20 protein-coding genes are annotated in these 18,123 nt (G+C 71.2%); 17 read left to right on the forward strand and 3 right to left on the reverse strand.

Annotated features, from left to right (window positions below):
- Positions 1-3 precede the first annotated feature (3 nt).
- Positions 4-393, reverse strand: coding sequence for a YbaB/EbfC family nucleoid-associated protein (locus M6B22_RS20320; protein ID WP_269443394.1), 390 nt, complete (start codon positions 391-393; stop codon positions 4-6).
- 167 nt (positions 394-560) lie between these two features.
- On the opposite strand from M6B22_RS20320, the gene M6B22_RS20325 reads away from it, so the two are divergent.
- Positions 561-2,168, forward strand: coding sequence for a helicase HerA-like domain-containing protein (locus M6B22_RS20325; RefSeq protein WP_269443395.1), 1,608 nt, complete (start codon positions 561-563; stop codon positions 2,166-2,168).
- Positions 2,169-2,184: 16 nt separating this feature from the next.
- Here the strand turns inward: M6B22_RS20325 and M6B22_RS20330 are convergent, their stop codons facing one another.
- Positions 2,185-4,365 carry an elongation factor G-like protein EF-G2 gene (locus tag M6B22_RS20330; protein WP_269443396.1) on the reverse strand — a complete coding sequence of 727 codons (2,181 nt, stop codon included), beginning with the start codon at positions 4,363-4,365 and terminating at the stop codon, positions 2,185-2,187.
- Positions 4,366-4,548: 183 nt separating this feature from the next.
- On the opposite strand from M6B22_RS20330, the gene pgsA reads away from it, so the two are divergent.
- The 9 genes from pgsA to M6B22_RS20375 all read left to right on the forward strand — a co-directional run bounded on the left by pgsA (position 4,549) and on the right by M6B22_RS20375 (position 12,320).
- On the forward strand, positions 4,549-5,172 hold the full coding sequence (gene pgsA / locus M6B22_RS20335; RefSeq protein WP_269443397.1) for a phosphatidylinositol phosphate synthase: 624 nt from the start codon (positions 4,549-4,551) through the stop codon (positions 5,170-5,172).
- The gene (locus M6B22_RS20340; protein ID WP_269443398.1) at positions 5,172-6,125 is read left to right on the forward strand and encodes a phosphatidylinositol mannoside acyltransferase; all 954 of its coding nucleotides are present in this window, start codon (positions 5,172-5,174) and stop codon (positions 6,123-6,125) included. Before pgsA ends, M6B22_RS20340 begins: the two co-directional genes overlap by 1 nt.
- Before the next feature lies 1 nt (position 6,126).
- A complete protein-coding gene (locus M6B22_RS20345; protein ID WP_269443399.1) occupies positions 6,127-7,248 on the forward strand; it encodes a glycosyltransferase family 4 protein in 1,122 nt (373 codons plus the stop codon).
- A gap of 11 nt (positions 7,249-7,259) precedes the next feature.
- Positions 7,260-7,841: a LemA family protein gene (locus M6B22_RS20350; RefSeq protein WP_269443400.1), complete on the forward strand. Its 582-nt coding sequence runs from the start codon at positions 7,260-7,262 to the stop codon at positions 7,839-7,841.
- Positions 7,838-8,878, forward strand: coding sequence for a DUF3048 domain-containing protein (locus M6B22_RS20355; protein WP_269443401.1), 1,041 nt, complete (start codon positions 7,838-7,840; stop codon positions 8,876-8,878). Before M6B22_RS20350 ends, M6B22_RS20355 begins: the two co-directional genes overlap by 4 nt.
- Before the next feature lie 190 nt (positions 8,879-9,068).
- Positions 9,069-9,917, forward strand: a complete 849-nt coding sequence (pdxS, locus tag M6B22_RS20360) for a pyridoxal 5'-phosphate synthase lyase subunit PdxS (RefSeq protein WP_331459821.1) — start codon at positions 9,069-9,071, stop codon at positions 9,915-9,917.
- Between the two features lie 539 nt (positions 9,918-10,456).
- A complete protein-coding gene (locus tag M6B22_RS20365) occupies positions 10,457-10,942 on the forward strand; it encodes a helix-turn-helix domain-containing protein (protein ID WP_269443403.1) in 486 nt (161 codons plus the stop codon).
- A gap of 11 nt (positions 10,943-10,953) precedes the next feature.
- The gene (gene pdxT / locus M6B22_RS20370) at positions 10,954-11,568 is read left to right on the forward strand and encodes a pyridoxal 5'-phosphate synthase glutaminase subunit PdxT (RefSeq protein WP_269443404.1); all 615 of its coding nucleotides are present in this window, start codon (positions 10,954-10,956) and stop codon (positions 11,566-11,568) included.
- Positions 11,565-12,320 (forward strand): YebC/PmpR family DNA-binding transcriptional regulator, encoded by a 756-nt coding sequence (locus M6B22_RS20375; protein ID WP_269443405.1) that lies wholly within the window; start codon positions 11,565-11,567, stop codon positions 12,318-12,320. Before pdxT ends, M6B22_RS20375 begins: the two co-directional genes overlap by 4 nt.
- A gap of 11 nt (positions 12,321-12,331) precedes the next feature.
- Here the strand turns inward: M6B22_RS20375 and M6B22_RS20380 are convergent, their stop codons facing one another.
- Positions 12,332-13,144: a site-2 protease family protein gene (locus tag M6B22_RS20380; RefSeq protein ID WP_269443406.1), complete on the reverse strand. Its 813-nt coding sequence runs from the start codon at positions 13,142-13,144 to the stop codon at positions 12,332-12,334.
- Positions 13,145-13,228: 84 nt separating this feature from the next.
- Here M6B22_RS20380 and M6B22_RS20385 point away from each other — a divergent pair, with 84 nt between their 5' ends.
- The 7 genes from M6B22_RS20385 to M6B22_RS20415 all read left to right on the forward strand — a co-directional run bounded on the left by M6B22_RS20385 (position 13,229) and on the right by M6B22_RS20415 (position 18,095).
- The gene (locus tag M6B22_RS20385; protein ID WP_269443407.1) at positions 13,229-13,891 is read left to right on the forward strand and encodes a DUF6318 family protein; all 663 of its coding nucleotides are present in this window, start codon (positions 13,229-13,231) and stop codon (positions 13,889-13,891) included.
- Positions 13,888-14,808 (forward strand): hypothetical protein, encoded by a 921-nt coding sequence (locus M6B22_RS20390; protein ID WP_269443408.1) that lies wholly within the window; start codon positions 13,888-13,890, stop codon positions 14,806-14,808. The genes M6B22_RS20385 and M6B22_RS20390 overlap by 4 nt, the downstream gene beginning before the upstream one ends.
- A gap of 140 nt (positions 14,809-14,948) precedes the next feature.
- Positions 14,949-15,545, forward strand: coding sequence for a crossover junction endodeoxyribonuclease RuvC (gene ruvC, locus M6B22_RS20395; RefSeq protein ID WP_269443409.1), 597 nt, complete (start codon positions 14,949-14,951; stop codon positions 15,543-15,545).
- On the forward strand, positions 15,542-16,105 hold the full coding sequence (locus M6B22_RS20400; RefSeq protein WP_269443410.1) for a tetratricopeptide repeat protein: 564 nt from the start codon (positions 15,542-15,544) through the stop codon (positions 16,103-16,105). The genes ruvC and M6B22_RS20400 overlap by 4 nt, the downstream gene beginning before the upstream one ends.
- On the forward strand, positions 16,102-16,710 hold the full coding sequence (ruvA, locus tag M6B22_RS20405; RefSeq protein WP_269443411.1) for a Holliday junction branch migration protein RuvA: 609 nt from the start codon (positions 16,102-16,104) through the stop codon (positions 16,708-16,710). Before M6B22_RS20400 ends, ruvA begins: the two co-directional genes overlap by 4 nt.
- The gene (ruvB, locus tag M6B22_RS20410) at positions 16,662-17,741 is read left to right on the forward strand and encodes a Holliday junction branch migration DNA helicase RuvB (RefSeq protein ID WP_407935753.1); all 1,080 of its coding nucleotides are present in this window, start codon (positions 16,662-16,664) and stop codon (positions 17,739-17,741) included. Before ruvA ends, ruvB begins: the two co-directional genes overlap by 49 nt.
- 9 nt (positions 17,742-17,750) lie before the next feature.
- Entirely contained in the window at positions 17,751-18,095 is a 345-nt protein-coding gene (locus tag M6B22_RS20415) for a preprotein translocase subunit YajC (protein WP_269443413.1), read from the forward strand.
- The last annotated feature ends 28 nt before the right edge of the window (positions 18,096-18,123 follow it).

The following is an 18,123-nucleotide window of genomic DNA, read 5'->3' on the forward strand; positions in this document are numbered from 1 at the left end:
TGGTCATTCGGCATCCTCCTCGGCGGGAACGGGCGGCACGGCGTCGCGCAGCATCTGGTAGCTCGGGTTGTCCGGCCCGACGAGTGCGCCCATCGCCTCGGTGCTGCGCGCAGCCGCCTCGGCGCACGCCTGCCGGTAGGCCTGCAGCACGGTCGTGCTCAGCTTGCCCAGGGGCAGCTCACCGGCCTTGGAGCTGAAGTGCAACTGCTTGAGCACGCCGCCGGCGCCGACCACGACGCTGACCGCGCCGTCGCGCGAACGCGCGGTGATCTCGGTGGCGGCCAGCCGGGCGCGCACCTCCGCGGCGCGCTCCTGCAGCTGCGCCATCCGCGCCTGGTGCTCGGCCTGGAACTGGCGCAGCGCCTCGGCCGTCGGCAGTCCGGAAAGATCCACTCGGTGCTCCCGTACCCCTCGTGCTGACGTCTGGCCTGGCCCGTGTCGGGCCTGCTATACCCGCGGTGCGGGCAGCTATCACGCCCGCTTCGCACTGATGATCATGCCGCACCAGCCGCGCCGTCGCTAAGCTGGCCGCGCCGGCCCGTCCCGCAGCAGGAGGCATCGTGTCCGAGAAGAGCACTCCCGCACCGGCGGACGGGGCCGCCTCGCGCGCCGCCGACGCCGAGCGCATCGCGGCCGGCTACGCCTTCGACGGCGACGCACTCGCGTTCGGCTCCGTCGTGCTCGAGGCAACGGCCTACCCCGAGGCGCAGGTGCGGGTGCCGCTCGCCATGATGACCCGGCACGGGCTGATCGCCGGTGCCACCGGGACCGGCAAGACCAAGACACTGCAGGGCCTGGCCGAACAGCTGTCCGCTGCCGGCGTGCCGGTGGTGGTCGCGGACATCAAGGGCGACCTGTCCGGGCTGATGACGCCGGGGCAGAGCAACGACAAGATCACCGCGCGCAACACCGACACCGGGGACACCGGCTGGGCGCCGACGAGCTTCCCGGTGGAGTTCTACGCACTCGGCGGGGTCGGCACCGGGATCCCGCTGCGGGCGAGCATGACCGGCTTCGGCCCGACGCTGCTGGCCAAGGTGCTCGAGCTGAACGAGACGCAGGAGTCCAGCCTCAACCTGATCTTCCACTTCGCCGACAAGGCGGGGCTCACCCTGCTCGACCTCAAGGACCTGCGCGCCGTCATCTCCTACCTCGTCAGCGACGACGGAAGGGACGAGCTCAAGCAGCTCGGCGGGCTGTCCGGCAGCACCGCGGGGGTGATCCTGCGCGACCTCATCGCGCTGGCCGATCAGGGCGGCGAGGACTTCTTCGGCGAGCCGGAGTTCGAGACGTCCGACCTGCTGCGTACCACCGCCGACGGCCGCGGCATGATCAGCTCGATCGAGCTCGCCAACCTGCAGGACCGCCCGCAGCTGTTTAGCACCTTCCTGATGTGGCTGCTCGCCGATCTGTTCCACGAGCTGCCCGAGATCGGTGACGCCGACCGGCCCAAGCTGGTGTTCTTCTTCGACGAGGCGCACCTGCTGTTCGACGGCGCGAGCAAGGCGTTCCTCGACGCGGTCACCCAGACCGTGCGGCTGATCCGCAGCAAGGGCGTCGGCATCTTCTTCGTCACCCAGAATCCGCAGGACGTCCCGGACGACGTGCTCGGGCAGCTGGGCAACCGCGTGCAGCACGCCCTGCGCGCGTTCACGCCGGACGACGCGGCCGCGCTGGCCAAGGCCGTCAAGACCTATCCCCGCACGTCCGACTACGACCTGTCCGAGGCGCTGCAGCAACTCGGCACCGGTGAGGCCGTGATCACCGTGCTGTCCGAGAAGGGCGCGCCCACCCCGGTCGCCTGGGCCAGGATGCGCGCGCCGCGCTCGCTGATGGCGCAGGTGGACGCGGCCACCCAGCAACAGGCTGTCGCGTCCTCGTCGCTGCAGCCGAAGTACGGCCAGGAGGTGGACCGCGAGTCGGCCTACGAGAAGCTCAACGCGCGCGTCGCGGCCCAGCAGCCGGCAGCCGGCGCGCCGTCGAAGCCGGCGACCGCACCGAAGTCCGACAGCGCGCCCCAGCAGCCCAAGCCGGCGGCGCACGGGAACGAGGACAGTGCGGTGGCGAAGGTGCTCGAGTCCAGTGCGTTCAAGTCGTTCGCGCGATCGGCCGGCACGGTGCTCGGCCGCGAGATCATGCGCGGGCTGTTCGGCACCCGCAAGCGGTAGCTGCTGGCTGAGCTGCTTACTCGGCCGGCTTGCGCAACGTGTCGGCCACCTGCGCCGGCACCAGCTCCATGCGGCTGAAGGCGCGCGTGAACCGACCGGTGCCCGCCGTGAGCGAGCGCAGCGTGATCGCGTAGCGGACCAGTTCGGATTCGGGTACCTCGGCGTGCACGATGGTGCGCTCCATGCCGACGTGCGCGCTCGGGTCGGGCTCGGTCCCGGTCACCCGGCCGCGCCGGCCGGACAGGTCCGAGAGCACCCCGCCGACGTGCGCGTCCGGGACGGTGACCTCGAGCACCGCGATCGGCTCCAGCAGGGCCGGGCGTGCTGCTGCTGCGGCATCCTTGACGGCCAGCGCGCCGGCGGTCTGGAACGCGGCGTCGGAGGAGTCCACGCTGTGCGCCTTGCCGTCGACGAGGGTCACCTGCACGTCGGTCAGCGGGATGTGGTCGTTGTCCAGCCCGCTGTCCAGTTGCGCGCGTACGCCCTTCTCGACCGAGGAGATGAACTGCGAGGGCACCGAGCCGCCGACCACCTTCTCGGTGAACTGCACGCCGGAGCCGCGCGGCAGCGGGGAGATGATCACGTCGCACACCGCGAACTGCCCGTGGCCGCCGGACTGTTTGACCAGCCTGCCGTGCCCGCGCGCCTCGGCGGTGAACGTCTCGCGCAGCGCGATCCGCAACGGCACCGTGTCCACGTGCGCGCCGGTCGAGCGCAGCCGGTCCAGCACCACGTCGGCATGCGCCTCGCCGAGGCACCAGAGCACCAGCTGGCCGGTGTCCTGGTGGCGTTCGACGCGCACGGTCGGGTCACCGGCGGTCAGCCGGCCGAGCGCCTTGGCCAGCGCGTCCTCGTCGCCGCGCGTCGCCGCCTGCACCGCGATCGGCAGCAGCGGCTCGGGCATGTCCCACGGCGCGATGAGCAGCGGGTTTGCCTTGTCCGACACGGTGTCGCCGGTCTCGGCGCTGCCCAGCCGGCCGATGGCGCAGATGTCGCCGGCGATCGCGCGCTCGATCGGCCGCAGTGTCGCGCCGAGCGGCGAGTGCAGTTGGCCGACCCGCTCGTCCGCGTCGTGATCGGGATGGCCGCGGTCGGCACCGCCGTGGCCGGAGATGTGCACCTGCGACTCGGGCGTGATCGTCCCGGAGAACACGCGCAGCACGGACAGCCGGCCGAGATACGGGTCGACGGACGTCCGCACGATCTCGGCCACCAGCGGGCCGTCCGGGTCACAGCGCAGCTGCGGCCCGGGTGCGCCGTCGAGCGTTGTCGTCGCCGGCGGGTCCAGCTCGACGGGCGAGGGGAACCCGCCGGACAGGATCTCCAGCAGTTCGGCCAGCCCCAGCCCGGTGCCGGCGCACGCCGGGATCACCGGGAAGAACGTCGCGCGCGCCACCGCCGTCTCGAGGTCGTCGACCAGCACGTCGAGGCCGATGTCCTCTCCCGCGAGGTAGCGGTCCAGCAGCGACTCGTCCTCGCTGTTGTTGATGATCGCCTCGATCAGCGCCGCGCGGTCGGCATCGATGTCGATGGCTTCGGCGCCGGAGCCGGACTCGGCGGGCGGGAAGCCGTTCGAGTAGTCGTAGACGGTGCGGGTGAGCAGCCCGACGAGCGCGTGCGGTGGCTCACCCTCGCCGGCCCCGCCCACCGGCAGGTACAGCGGCAGCACGGCCTGCCCGTCGGCGCCGCCGAACACCTGCTGGCAGGCGGTGACCGCGCGTGCGAAGTCGGCGCGCGGCGCGTCCAGCTTGGTGATCACGACGGCGCGTGGCGTGCCGATGGCGCCGCACTCCTCCCACAGCGAGACCGTGATCGGATCGATGTCCTCGGCCGCGGACACGACGAACAGTGCCGCGTCGGCGGCGCGCAGTCCGGCGCGCAACTCCCCGGTGAAGTCGGGGTATCCGGGCGTGTCGAGCAGGTTCACCACGACGCCGTCCCACTGCAGCGGGCAGACCGACAGCGCGACGGAACGCTGTTGCGACACCTCGACCGGGTCGTGGTCGCTGACCGTGGAACCGTCTGCGACGCTGCCGGCGCGCGGGATCGCGCCGGTGGCGGCGAGCAGCGCCTCGACCAGGGTCGTCTTGCCGGCGGCCGAGTGGCCGACGAGCGTGACGTTGCGCAACTTCTCCGGGCGGTCGGCCGTGTCGAACAAGGCCGTCGAGGTACGGGTGGCGGCCTTCTTGGTCGACATCTCGGCGGCCTCCAGGCGATACGGCGGACAACGGACTGTCTTCGCATTCGACACCCGATCGGCCAGCCCCACAAGCGATGCACGCAGATCGATCGCGACCGGCCGCTATCGTGGTAGCTCGCCGACCCAGCGCGCAGCGGTGCCCTCACACCGCCCCGACACCGGAACGGATCTGCCGACAGCGTGTTCACCGCCTTTTTCCGTGTCCTGTTCGTCAGGCTGCTGACTCCGTTCGGCAGTTGGCTGGCCAGGGTCGGCGTCACGCCCAACCTGATCACGGTCGTCGGCACGCTCGGCACGATCACCTGCTCGGTCGTGTTCTTCACCCGCGGCTGGTGGATGACCGGCACGCTCACGATCTGGGCGTTGACGATGTTCGACGCACTCGACGGGCTGGTCGCGCGGGCCGGCGGCACCGCGTCGAAGTTCGGTGCGGTGCTCGACTCGACGTGCGACCGCTTCGCCGACGCCGCCGTCTTCGGGACCATCGGCTGGTACTTCGCGCTGCACGGGCAGCGCTGGATGTTGCTGGGCGCGCTGCTGTGCCTCGTGCTCGGTTCGGTGACCTCCTACATCCGCGCGCGGGCGGAGGCGGCCCGCTTCACCTGTTCGGTCGGCATCGCAGAGCGCACCGACCGGCTGATCATCGTGCTGGTCGGTACCGGGCTGACCGGCTCGCCGTTCCACTGGCCGTACCTGCAGGCGATCGCGCTGTGGCTGCTCGTCGCCGCGTCGACGATCACCGTCGGCCAGCGGATCGCGACCGTGTACCGCCAGTCCAAGGCGCTGCAGGCGGCGGAGGCCTGATGTTCACCGGCCTGCGCGACCGGGCGGTCGATCTCGGCTACGCCGCCGGCTGGAACGTGGTGAAGTCGGCACCGCGCGGGCTGACCGAGCGCGCGTTCCGCGCCGCAGCCGACGCCGCCGCGGTGCGCAACGGCGGGGGAGCGCGACAGCTGCGCAAGAACCTGAGCCGCGTCGTCGGGCCGCAGACCTCCGAGGCGCGCTTGGACGCGCTCGTCGGTGCCGCGCTGCGCTCGTACGCGCGCTACTGGCTGGAGACGTTCCGGCTGCCGCGGATGGACCCGCACGAGGTTGTCGAGCGCACCACGGTGCACACCGAGGGCCGCGAGAACCTCGACGCCGCGCTCGAGCGTGGCAAGGGCGCGGTGGTCGCCCTGCCGCACTCGGGCAACTGGGACGTCGCCGGACTGTGGCTCGTCGCGCACAGCGGGCCGTTCGTCACCGTCGCCGAGCGGCTGCATCCCGAATCGCTGTTCGAACGGTTCGTCGCACACCGGGAGGGGCTGGGCTTCGAGGTGCTCCCGCTCAGCCGGCGCGACCCGTCGCCGATGGGCACGCTGGCGCAGCGGCTGCGCGAGAACAAGGTCGCCGCCCTGGTCGCCGACCGCGACCTGTCCCACAACGGGGTGCCCGTCCGGTTCTTCGGCGAGCCGGCGCGGATGCCCGGCGGCCCGGCCCTGCTCGCGGCCACCACCGGCGCGGCCCTGCTCCCGATCAGCCTGTGGTTCACCGACGACGGCGGCTGGGGCCAGCGCATCCACCCGCCGCTTCCCGTTCCCGAGGGGCGGCTGCGCGACCAGGTCCCCGCGCTGACCCAGTCGGTGGCCGACGTCCTTGCTGCCGGCATCGGCGAGCACCCGGTCGACTGGCACATGCTGCAACCGCTGTGGCTCGCCGACCTGCCCGCGCGGCCGGAGCGCGAGCGCGGGGAGCCGGCCGCGGCGGGACCGGGCTGAGATGCGGATCGGCATCGTCTGCCCGTACTCCTGGGACATCCCCGGGGGCGTGCAGGCGCACGTGCGCGATCTCGCCGAGAAGCTGATCGAACTCGGGCACGCGGTGTCGGTGCTCGCGCCGGGGGACGAGGACATGCCCGGCCTGCCGCCCTACGTGGTGGCCGCCGGGAAGGCCGTTCCGATCCCGTACAACGGCTCGGTCGCCCGACTGCAGTTCGGGGTGGTGTCCGCGGCCCGGGTGCGCCGCTGGCTACGCGACGGCGCGTTCGACATCGTGCACGTGCACGAGCCGGCGCCACCGAGTCTGTCCCTTCTCACCTGCATGATCCACGACGGGCCGCTGGTCGCCACGTTCCACGCGGCTACCGTCCGCTCCCGCTTCCTGGCGATGTTCGACACCGTGCTGCAGCCGTTCCTGGAGAAGCTGAGCGGCCGGATCGCCGTGTCCCCGGCGGCGCGGAAGGTCATCGTCGAGCACCTGGGCGCCGACGCGGTCGTCATCCCGAACGGCGTTGCCGTCAAGCACTTCGCGAACGCCACGCCGCTGCCCGGCTACCCGCGCGAGTCGGGCGGCACGGTCGGCTTCATCGGGCGCTACGACGAGCCGCGCAAGGGCATGGACGTGCTCGTCGGTGCGCTCGAACAGCTCGTGCCGGACCGGCCCGGCCTGCAGCTGCTCATTGCCGGCCGCGGCGAGGCCGAGGAGTTCCGCGCCCGGCTGCCGCGGTCGCTGCGGTCACACGTGCGGCTACTCGGGCAGGTGAGCGAGCCGGACAAGGCCAGGATGCTGCGCAGCGTGGACGTCTACTGCGCGCCGAACACCGGCCAGGAGAGCTTCGGGGTGATCCTGCTCGAGGCGATGGCGGCGGGAACGGCTGTGGTGGCCAGCGACCTCGAGGCGTTCCGCCGGGTGCTCGACGGGGGCGCGGCCGGCGAACTGTTCGCCACCGGCGACAGCTCGGCGCTGGCCGGGGCGCTGGGCCGGGTGCTCGACGACGCGTCATTGCGGGCCCGGCTGATTGCGGCGGCGGACCTCGCCGTCGCGCCGTACGACTGGGACGTCGTGACCCGCGCCGTGCTGCGGGTGTACGACCTGGCCATCGCGGGGGCGGGCGCCCGCTAGAGTGCGGTGGCGTGCTCCCCGTCGGATGGCTGGTCTTCGCCGTCGTCCTCGCCGTGCTGCTTTCCATGTGGGTGACCTTCACGCTGACCCGGCTGGACCGCCTGCATGCGCGGGTGGATGCGGCGTGGGCGGCGCTGGACGCGCAGCTGGTGCGGCGCGCCGCGGCGCTGCAGCACGTGGCCGAGTCGCCGGACAGCGGCCTGTCCGTGCCGCTGCGCGCGCCGTGTGACGAGGTGGCTCGCGCGGCGCTGGCGGCGCGGACCCAGGACGCCGCCCGGCAGAGCACCGAGAACGCGGTCGGGCGCATGATCAGCTCGGTTGCGGAGCGGGCGGACCTGCTCCGGCCGGACGCCGAGGCTGAGCTGGGCGAGGGTGCCGAGCGGGTACAGGTGGCCCGCCGCTTCTACAATGATGCGGTGCGCGACACCCGCGCGCTGCGTTCTCGCCGGATGCCCCGGCTGCTGCGACTCGCCGGACGGCGGGCCATGCCGCAGTTCTTCGACATCGACGACACGGTGATCCTGCCGGCGCGTCGGCCCGAGACCGCGCCCGCCGTAGATGCGGGTCCAACCGATGCGAAGGATGCGATATGAGCTTGTCCCGCCGGATCACGGGTGTGGCCTGCGTCGCCGCGATGGCCGTCAGCCTCAGCGCGTGCGGTGGGTCGGGCAAGAAGAAGACACCGTCACCGACATCGACGGCATCGGTGACCACTCCGGCGCCGTCCAGCAGTTCGGCGACCCCACCGGCGCCCGCGGTCAAGGCGATCAACCCGTTCACCGGGCTGGCCGCCAACGCGCACAAGGTGGTCGCGGTCAAGATCGATGACACCGGCAACGGGCGGCCCCAGGTGAACGTGGACAAGGCCGACATCGTCTACATCGAAGAGGTCGAGGGCGGCCTCACGCGGCTGCTCGCGGTGTACAACACGGTGCTTCCCACGGTCGAGGCGGTGCGCAGCACGCGGGCGGCCGACCCGGAGATCTTGGCCCAGTACGGCCCGATCGCCTACGTCGCGTCCGGTGGCTCGCACAACCCGCTGGCCGTGCTGGACCGGTCCAACCTGCGCACCTCCATCAACGACCGCGGCGGGCCGGGCTTCCAGCGTGACGGCAGCCGCCCGGCGCCGTACAACCTGCGTGCCAACCTGGCGACCATTGCTGCCAAGCTGAAGGGCGCCACCGCCAAGAACATCGGGCTGACGTTCTCGCCGACGATCCCGAACCGCCCGTTCGGTACCGGCACATCGTTGCGCACGCAGGTCGGTGGCACGCCGGTGCAGTTCAACTGGAACTCGCGTACGCACCGGTACGTCCGGCTGATCGGCGGGGTCGTCCAGCACACGGCCGCCGGCACCACGATCGCCACGCCGAACGTGATCGTCCAGTTCTGCAAGGTCACCGTCTACAACAAGGACCGTGACGTGCTGGGCAACCCGAACATGTACACGCACACGGTGGGCACCGGGAAGGTGATGGTCTACCGCGACGGCAAGCGCATCAGCGGGACCTGGTCGCGTCCGGACGCCAAGGCCGGCACGACGCTCAAGGACCGCAACGGCAAGGCGATCCCGCTCGCGCCGGGCGGCGCCTGGGTGGTCCTGGTCGCGACGAACGCGCCGCTGCACTGAGCCCGAGGTAAATGCAGTCCACGCGTTGCCGATCGGCCGGTGAGCGGGGCCGCTGGGGGCACGTAGAATCGGTGCCATGCCCGACCCGCAGAACAGCGCCCAGCAGAATTCGGCCCAGCAGAACCCGGTCTCAGGGAACGCAGCCGGCACGCCCGAGCACGCCGTGGGCACCGCCCGCGTCAAGCGTGGCATGGCCGAGATGCTCAAGGGCGGCGTCATCATGGACGTCGTCACGGCCGAGCAGGCCAAGATCGCCGAGGACGCCGGCGCCGTCGCCGTGATGGCCCTCGAGCGGGTCCCCGCCGACATCCGCGCGCAGGGTGGTGTCTCGCGGATGTCCGATCCGGACATGATCGACAGCATCATCGCCGCGGTGTCGATCCCGGTGATGGCCAAGGCCCGCATCGGGCACTTCGTCGAGGCGCAGGTGCTGCAGTCGCTCGGTGTCGACTACATCGACGAGTCCGAGGTGCTGACGCCGGCGGACTACGCGAACCACATCGACAAGTGGCGCTTCACGGTGCCGTTCGTCTGCGGTGCCACCAACCTGGGCGAGGCGCTGCGCCGCATCACCGAGGGCGCGGCGATGATCCGCTCCAAGGGCGAGGCCGGCACCGGGGACGTCTCCAACGCGACCACCCACATGCGCCAGATCCGCGCCGAACTCAGGCGGCTGCAGAACCTGCCCGAGGACGAGCTGTTCGTCGCCGCGAAGGAGCTGCAGGCGCCCTACGAACTGGTCGCCGAGGTGGCGCGGCTGGGCAAGCTGCCCGTCGTGCTGTTCACGGCCGGCGGCATCGCCACCCCGGCCGACGCCGCGATGATGATGCAGCTCGGCGCCGAGGGCGTGTTCGTCGGCTCGGGCATCTTCAAGTCGGGCAACCCGGCGCAGCGGGCCAGGGCGATCGTCGAGGCCACCACGTTCCACGACGACCCCGACGTGATCGCGAAGGTCTCCCGCGGCCTGGGCGAGGCCATGGTCGGGATCAACGTCGAAGAGATCGCGCAGCCGCACCGGCTGGCCGAGCGCGGCTGGTAGGACAGCTCACCGGCCGTGGCGGGGCGGTAGGGCTGGCCACGCGCCGCCGATGCCCGAATCGGCGGGGCGAGATCGCCGCGGCCGCGAATAGCCCCTGTCGCTCTCGCTGATCGGGCTCTGCCTGCATTGGTGCATGCAGAGCCCGATGCGCACGGACCGGCAGGCGCGGAGTTCGAGGTCTGCCTGCGTTGGTGCATGCAGAGCCCGATACGTACGGACCCGCGGGCGCGAAGTTCGAGGCCTGCCTGCGTTGGTGCATGCAGAGCCCGATGCGCACGGACCGGCGGGCGCGGAGTTCGAGGTCTGCCTGCGTTGGTGCATGCAGAGCCCGATACGTACGGACCGGCGGGCGCGGAGTTCGAGGTCTGCCTGCGTTGGTGCATGCAGAGCCCGATCAGCTTGAACATGTTGGACGAAACTTGGGGCCAGGCCCGATTGTGCGTCCGCTCTGTCCACAGGCGACGGTCTTCTTGCTCGGTTATCCACAGACGGTCTGCCGCGACGCCATGGTGTCGGTGTCCAACGGCACCGTCCTGGCCATGACGACCAGCAACGACTTCCGCGCCGGTGTCCAATTGCGCCGCGCCCGGCGAATCGCCCGACTCAGCCAGCGTGAGCTGGCCGCGCGCGCCCAGGTCCCGCTGTCCACGCTGACGCGCATCGAGGCCGGCACCACAGCAGACCCGCGGATCGGCACCGTCGCCGCGCTGTTCGCCGCGGCGGGCTGCAGATTGACGGTGCTCAGCCAGGCGCACGAGGAGCTTCCCGACCATCCGTGGGAGACGCACCGCGACTACGGGGTTCGCCACTACCCGGCCCACCTGGATCTCTGGCCGGTGAACCGTCCCTACGCCGTCCACGACCCGATCGACTGGTGGGGCTGGTACCGCAGCTGGGCGTGGCGGCCCGGCGCACGGATCCCCACACTCACGTTCAACCGGCTGCGAAACCGGTTCTCGTGCCCGGCGCTCGATCCCGTCACAGGCCGGCCGGTGGCGCGACCCTACGACGATCCGCACGGCTAGGCTGGCATGTCGTGACGACGGTCGGGGTTCTTGCGCTTCAGGGGGATGTGCGTGAGCACGTCGCGGTTCTGACGGCCTGTGGCGTGGACGCCGGCCCGGTACGCCGGCCGGGCGAGCTGGCGGCGGTAGACGGGCTGGTGCTGCCGGGCGGCGAGTCCACCACGATCGTCCGGCTGGCGCGCAGCTTCGGGCTGCTCGACCTGCTGCGCGACCGGATCAAGGACGGCCTGCCGGTGTACGGTTCGTGCGCCGGCATGATCCTGCTCGCCGACCGGGTCGACGACGGCGGGTCCCCGCTCGAGGAGACGTTCGGCGGTATCGACATGGCGGTGCGCCGTAACGCGTTCGGCCGCCAGGTGGACTCCTTCGAGCAGGACGTCGACATGCTCGGGCTGCCGGGCGGCCCGGTGCACGCGGTCTTCATCCGAGCGCCCTGGGTGCAGGACATCGGCCCGGATGTCACCGCCCTCGGCCGGGTGAGCAGCACGGCACCGAACGGGGCCGCCGGTAGGATCGTCGCGGTCCGTCAGGGCAACCTGCTGGCCACGTCGTTCCATCCGGAGCTGACGGCCGACGGACGCATCCACGCGTACTTCTGCGACATGGTGAGGAACACGGCAGCATGAGTGGCCACTCCAAGTGGGCGACGACCAAGCACAAGAAGGCCGTCATCGACGCCAAGCGGGGCAAGCTCTTCGCGAAACTGATCAAGAACATCGAGGTGGCCGCGCGTACCGGCGGCGGCGACCCGGACGGCAATCCGACGCTCTACGACGCCATCCAGAAGGCGCGCAAGACCTCCGTCCCGCTGGACAACATCGAGCGGGCGGTCAAGCGCGGCTCCGGTGCGGAGGCGGGTGGCTCGGACTGGCAGACGATCATGTACGAGGGGTACGGGCCGAACGGCGTGGCCGTCCTCATCGAGTGCCTCACCGACAACCGAAACCGGGCCGCGATGGAGGTCCGCACGGCGATGACCCGCAACGGCGGCTCGATGGCGGACCCGGGCTCGGTCGCCTACCTGTTCAACCGCAAGGGCGTCGTCATCGTCGCGGCCGACGGGCGCACCGAGGACGACGTCCTCGGCGCGGTGCTGGACGCCGGCGCCGAGGAGGTCAACGACCTGGGCGACGCGTTCGAGGTGATCAGCGAGGCCACCGACCTGGTCGGGGTGCGCACCGCGCTGCAGGACGCCGGTATCGACTACGAGTCCGCCGAGATGTCCTTCCTGCCCAGCGTGCAGGTGCCGCTGGAGGAGGACGGGGCGCGCAAGGTGCTCAAGCTGGTGGACGCGCTCGAGGACCTGGACGACGTGCAGAACGTGTTCGCCAACTTCGACGTGTCCGACGAGGTCATGGCGGCTGTCGAAGGCGAGTAGCTCGCGCCGCGTCAGAGGCCGTTCTTCTGGCGCCAGAAGCGGAACAGCTCGTGGCCGAGGGGCCACAGGCGAGCGCCGAAGACGTCCGGTCCGAACAGGTCGTAGATCCAGTTGACCAGGTCGAAGAACTTCTCGCGTACCGAGTCGACCTGCAGCAGCACGATGACGCCGATCATGCCCCAAGGCTTGACCCTGTCGGCGATGTGCCGGGTGTTCGCGTCCTGGTACGGCTCGATGATCGCGTAGCCGTCCAGGCCGGGGATGGGCAGCAGGTTCAGCACCGCGGCAGTGAGTTGCAGGAAGCCGAGGAAGGCCAGCGCCGACCAGAAGCGAAGGTGCGTCAAGTCGTCGGCGTTCGCCTTGGCCAGCGCCAGTACCGCGATGCCGATGACGGCGTTCGACGCCGGACCGGCCGCGGCAGCGAGGCTCTGCATCGCCTTGCTGCGAAAGCGGTCCGGGTGCAGGTAAACCGCGCCGCCGGGGAGCCCGATGCCGCCCTGCACGATGAACAGCAGCGGGATCACGAACGAGAGCACCGGGTGGCTGTACTTGAGCGGGTTGAGCGTCAGGTAGCCGGCCGCCTCGACGTCGCGGTCGCCGGCCCGGAACGCGACGTACGCGTGCCCGAACTCGTGCAGGCAGAGCGTGACAACCCACGCGGCCACGACGAACAGGAAGACCCCGAAGTCGCCGCCCTGCGAGTCCTTGTTCTCGGTCGCCCAGCTGATCCAACCGCCGATCACGGTAAGTGCCACGAAGGCGAGGAAGATCGGGTGCGGGCGCACCGCTCGGGAACGGCGCTTGCTCAGATCGAAGACGGCCACGGCACAGACGGTACGGGAGGGCGAGTGTCCACAGCCGCAGCTGACTTGATGCGCCGGGGGCTCGTGGACCCTATGCTGCCGGGTGTGCGTGCGCGTTTCGCCCCTTTGGTGCTGTTGGTGGTGATGGCGCTTGCGGCGTGTGACGGAAGTGGTTCGGGGGGTGATCCGTCCTCGCCGGTTCGGACGTCGCCGGCGGGTTCGGTGTCGGGTTCGGTGCCGCCGGTGACTGTCAGTCATTCGGGTCCGCCGCGGCCGGCCGGGCCGACGGTGCCTGCCGATGTGCCGACGACCGGTCCGAATCTGCGCGAGCCCGGGGAGAGGCCGCCGGTGATGCCGCTGGAGGCGACGCAGCACACCCAGGACGGTGCGGTCGCGTTCGCGAAGTTCTTCATCCAGACCATCGACTGGGCGTATGCCACGACGAGCACGACGTACATGCGGCACTACTTCCAGCCGGGTTGCGTGACGTGCAAGAGCATCCAGGCAGGTATCGACGACGCCGCAGCGAAGCACCGCCACTTCCAGGGTGATCGATTCAGCATCGGTGCGGCGCGCGATGTTGCTGCCGATGCGACATATGGCGCCGAGATCAGCCTGCTCCTGCCGGTCGCGGTCACGACTGTTGCTGTGATCGACGCGAGCGGTCAGTTTGTGAGTGGCGAGCCGGCGTTGCATCTCAAGGAGCGTGTTTGGCTGGCGTGGATCGATGGCGCATGGTGGGTCGTTGCATTCGGTCCCGAGCAATGACGCGTCGTGCGCGCTGCTTGGCCGCTTGGTCGGCGGCAGTCGCGGTGTGCATTGCTGTGTTCCACGCTTCGGCCGAAGCCGCACCGAAGCCGAGCCCGATCTACTGCACGGTGGATGAGGGTAACGGTGCCTTCGGCGGCGTGCAGGGGATCTTGGTGGACGGCAAGTGCGTGCCGGTCGGGTCGGGAGGTTCGGGGGGTTCGCAGTCCGAGTACCGGTTGGTGGCGTGTACGGCTGATGGTCGGGCGTTCTTGAACGGGGCGCTGGTGGGGTCCTGTGGTGACAGTGTTCCGGGCTGCAAGTTGCTGTTGGAGGGTGGGCAGAGCGGGCGGCCGTTCATCTACGCGTACTTGTATCAGAGCCGCAAGCCCGGTCAAAGTTGGCAGAACGAGAGTTTCTGGTGTCCGCAGACGCAGGTGCCGGTGGTGGTGCCGGATGCGGCGACGATCCGGGATCGGGCGATCCGGTTGTTGCCTGCGGTGGGGATCGGGCTGGCCGGTCCGTCGCCGACGACGTTGGTGAACATTCAGACGTTGTTGTGGGCGCGGACCGGTACGGCTCGGAGCTTGGGTCAGGTGATGGTGGTGGGTCAGCCGGTGTGGTTGAAGATCGTGTTCGATCATGCGGCGTGGGATTTCGGTGACGGGGTCCGGGCGTCCAGTGCTGTTCCGGGTAAGGCGTATGACGATGTGGGGGATCGGTGTGCGCAGGTGTTGTGTCCGGACTATTACGGGCACGTGTACCGCAGTGCGGGGCCGGTGCGGATCACGCTGGTGGTGTCGTGGACCGCGTCGTATTCCCTGGACGGCACGCATTTCCAGCAGTTGGCCGGTGGTCCGATCACCGGCCCGGCCGCCTCGACCGCGCTGACGGTGCGGCAGGCGCGGGCGGTGTTGGTGCCGAACCCGGGCGACTGAGCTCCGGCGGCGGCCGAAACCCGCTTCCGGCGCCTGGAGACGAGGCCGAACGGCGTGTCAGCCGCTGCGAGCTGCCCGAAGCTCCTACGATGATCGAACGACCGTTCGACTGAGCAGGGACTGACCAGAAGGAGCCAACGGTGCGGGTGCTCGGAGTCGATCCCGGCATGACCCGCTGCGGCGTCGGCGTGGTGGAGGGTGCCCCGGGCCGCCCGCTGCGGCTGATCCACGTCGAGGTGGTGCGTACCGCGGCCGACGCCGAGATCGGCGAGCGCCTGCTCGCGCAGGCCGACGCGCTGGCCGCGGCCATCGCCCAGCACGCCCCCGACGTCGTGGCCGTCGAGCGGGTGTTCAGCCAGCACAACGTCCGCACGGCGATGGGCACCGCGCAGGTGGCCGGATTGGCGATCGTCGCCGCGACCCGCGCCGGCATCCCGGTCGCGCTGCACACCCCCACCGAGGTCAAGGCGGCGGTGACCGGCTCCGGCACCGCCGACAAGGCCCAGGTCGGCGCCATGGTTACCCGCCTGCTCAAGCTCGCCGACACGCCGCGCCCCGCCGACGCCGCCGACGCCCTGGCGCTGGCGATCTGCCAGGTGTGGCGGGGGTCGGCACAGACCCGGCTGGCGGCCGCGGTCGCGGCCTCGGCGGCGACGTCGACAGGGACGGCGGCGGGGGCGGCGACAGGGACGTCGGCGGGGATGTCGGCGGGGACGTCGGCAAGGATGAGGACGTGAGCGAGCCGATCGAGCCGGACCTCGACCCGGACACGCTGCGCGAGGTGTACCCCGACCCGGACGCCGTCCGGGCCCGGATCGACGAGCTGCGGGCCGAGGTGCGGACCGCGGCGGACGAGACCGGCGAACTGCTCGCCCGCGGCGAGATGGTCGCGCTGCTGCGTGGCCTGGGCGACCTCGACGACGCGCTGGCCGAGGGCAAGCGCGCGGCCGACCGCGCCGAGATGGTCGGCACCCGTCCGCAACAGCACCTGGCCCGGCTCCGGCTGGCGACCGTGCACCAGCGGCGCGGCGAGTTCGCCGAATCGAACCTGATCTTCACCGAACTGCTCAACGCGAGCACCCAGTTCGGCCCGGTCATCGAGGCGTTCACGCAGCAGTACGCCGGGACGAACTCCTACGACCAGGGGCACTTCGCCGACGCGCGCGAGCACTTCGCGCGTGCCCTGGCGATCCGCGAGCAGTACGAACTGCCGCAGGACCAGCTCGCCGGCTCGCGGCTGGCCCTCGCCGCCGCGGAGCGGCGCCTGCGACCCGACGGAGAGGACGGTACGGCGTGATCGCAAGCGTGCGGGGGACGGTGGCGGCGCTCGGCCCGGACGGCGCAGTGGTCGAGGTGGGCGGCATCGGGCTGTCCGTGTCGTGCTCGCCCGGCACCCTGGCCCGGCTGCGGGTGGGGGAGCCGGCCCGGCTGGCCACCAGCCTGGTCGTGCGTGAGGATTCGCTGACCCTCTACGGTTTTGCCGACGACGACGAGCGGGCCACCTTCGAACTGCTGCAGACCGCGAACGGGGTCGGCCCCAAGCTGGCGCAGACGATGCTGGCAGTGCACCCGCCGCGCGAGCTGCGCCGGGCCATCGCGACCAGCGACTTCGCCAGCCTGGTCAAGGTGCCCGGCATCGGCCGCAAGGGCGCCGAACGCATCGTGATCGAGCTGCGCGACCGGATCGGCGCGATCGATCAGAGCCCGTCCGAACTCGGCGGCGTCGCCGCGATCGCCCCCTGGCGGGACCAGCTCACGCACGCGCTGGCAGGTCTGGGCTTCTCCGGCAAGGAGGCCGGTGACGCGATCGACGTCGTCACCGCCGACCTGCCCGAGGGCGAGCCGCCGGACGTATCGGCCCTGCTGCGCCGCTCCATCCAGCTGCTGGGCCGCACCCGGTGACCGAGCCCGAGGAGCTGGTGTCGGCGCTGCCCGCGCTGGACGAGCGCGAGGTGGAGGCGAGCCTGCGCCCCAAGGCACTGGGCGAGTTCGTCGGCCAGCCCAAGGTGCGCGAACAGCTGCAGCTCGTGCTCGAGAGCGCGCTGCGGCGCAACCGGCCGCCGGATCACGTGCTGCTGTCCGGGCCACCCGGCCTGGGCAAGACCAGCCTGGCGATGATCATCGCGGCCGAACTCGGTACGCCGATCCGGGTCACCAGCGGCCCCGCGATCGAGCGGGCGGGTGACCTGGCCGCGCTGCTCACCAGCCTCACCGAGGGCGAGGTGCTGTTCATCGACGAGATCCACCGCATCGCCCGGCCGGCCGAGGAGCTGCTGTACATGGCGATGGAGGACTTCCGGGTCGACGTGATCGTCGGCAAGGGTCCCGGCGCCACCGCGATCCCGCTGGAGCTGGCCCCGTTCACGCTGGTCGGGGCCACCACCCGGGCCGGCCTGCTGACCGGGCCGCTGCGCGACCGGTTCGGCTTCACCGGGCACATGGACTTCTACGACGAGGGCGAGCTCGAGCAGGTACTCGCCCGGTCCGCCGACCTGCTCGACATCGCGCTGCGCCCGGACGGCGGCGCCGAGATCGCCGGACGCTCGCGTGGCACGCCGCGCATCGCGAACCGGCTGCTGCGCCGCGTCCGCGACTACGCCGAGGTACGCGCTGACGGGATCGTGACCGCGGACATCGCGCACGCCGCGCTGGCCGTCTACGACGTCGACCAGCTCGGCCTGGACCGGCTCGATCGCGCCGTGCTGGACGCCCTGGTGCGCCGCTTCGGCGGGGGACCGGTGGGTGTCAGCACGATCGCGGTAGCCGTCGGCGAGGAGATCGCCACCGTCGAGGAGGTCGCCGAACCGTTCCTGGTCCGGGCCGGACTGCTGGCGCGCACGCCCCGCGGCCGGGTGGCCACGCCCGCCGCGTGGGCGCACCTGGGGCTGACGCCGCCCACTGCTGGCGGCGGGCCGACCCTGTTCGACGCGTAAGGTCGGGGCGTGTATTGGCCCTATCTTGTCGTGCTCGTGCTGTTGTTCGGGCTGCTCATGCTCAGCATGCGAAACCGCCGCCGGCAGGCCGCCGCGGAGCTGGTGCGCGCCGAACAGATCACGTTCGGGACCGAGGTGATGACCACGTCCGGCCTGTACGGCACGGTGGTCGCGAAGAACGACGACGGCACGGTCCAGCTCGCGATCGCCCCCGGGGTGCAGGTGCGCTGGGCGCTCGCCGCCCTGCGCGACGCCTCGTCCCTGCCGCAGCAGTACCGCCAGGGCATCGGCGGCGCGGACGCGGACGGCACAGGTGGCTCGGACACCGCCGAGGGGCCCGGGCAGAGCACGTGAACCGGCGTCTGCGGCCCGCACGCTGTAC

The sequence above is a fragment of the Jatrophihabitans cynanchi genome (assembly GCF_027247405.1).
GTDB classification, from domain to species: domain Bacteria; phylum Actinomycetota; class Actinomycetes; order Mycobacteriales; family Jatrophihabitantaceae; genus Jatrophihabitans_B; species Jatrophihabitans_B cynanchi.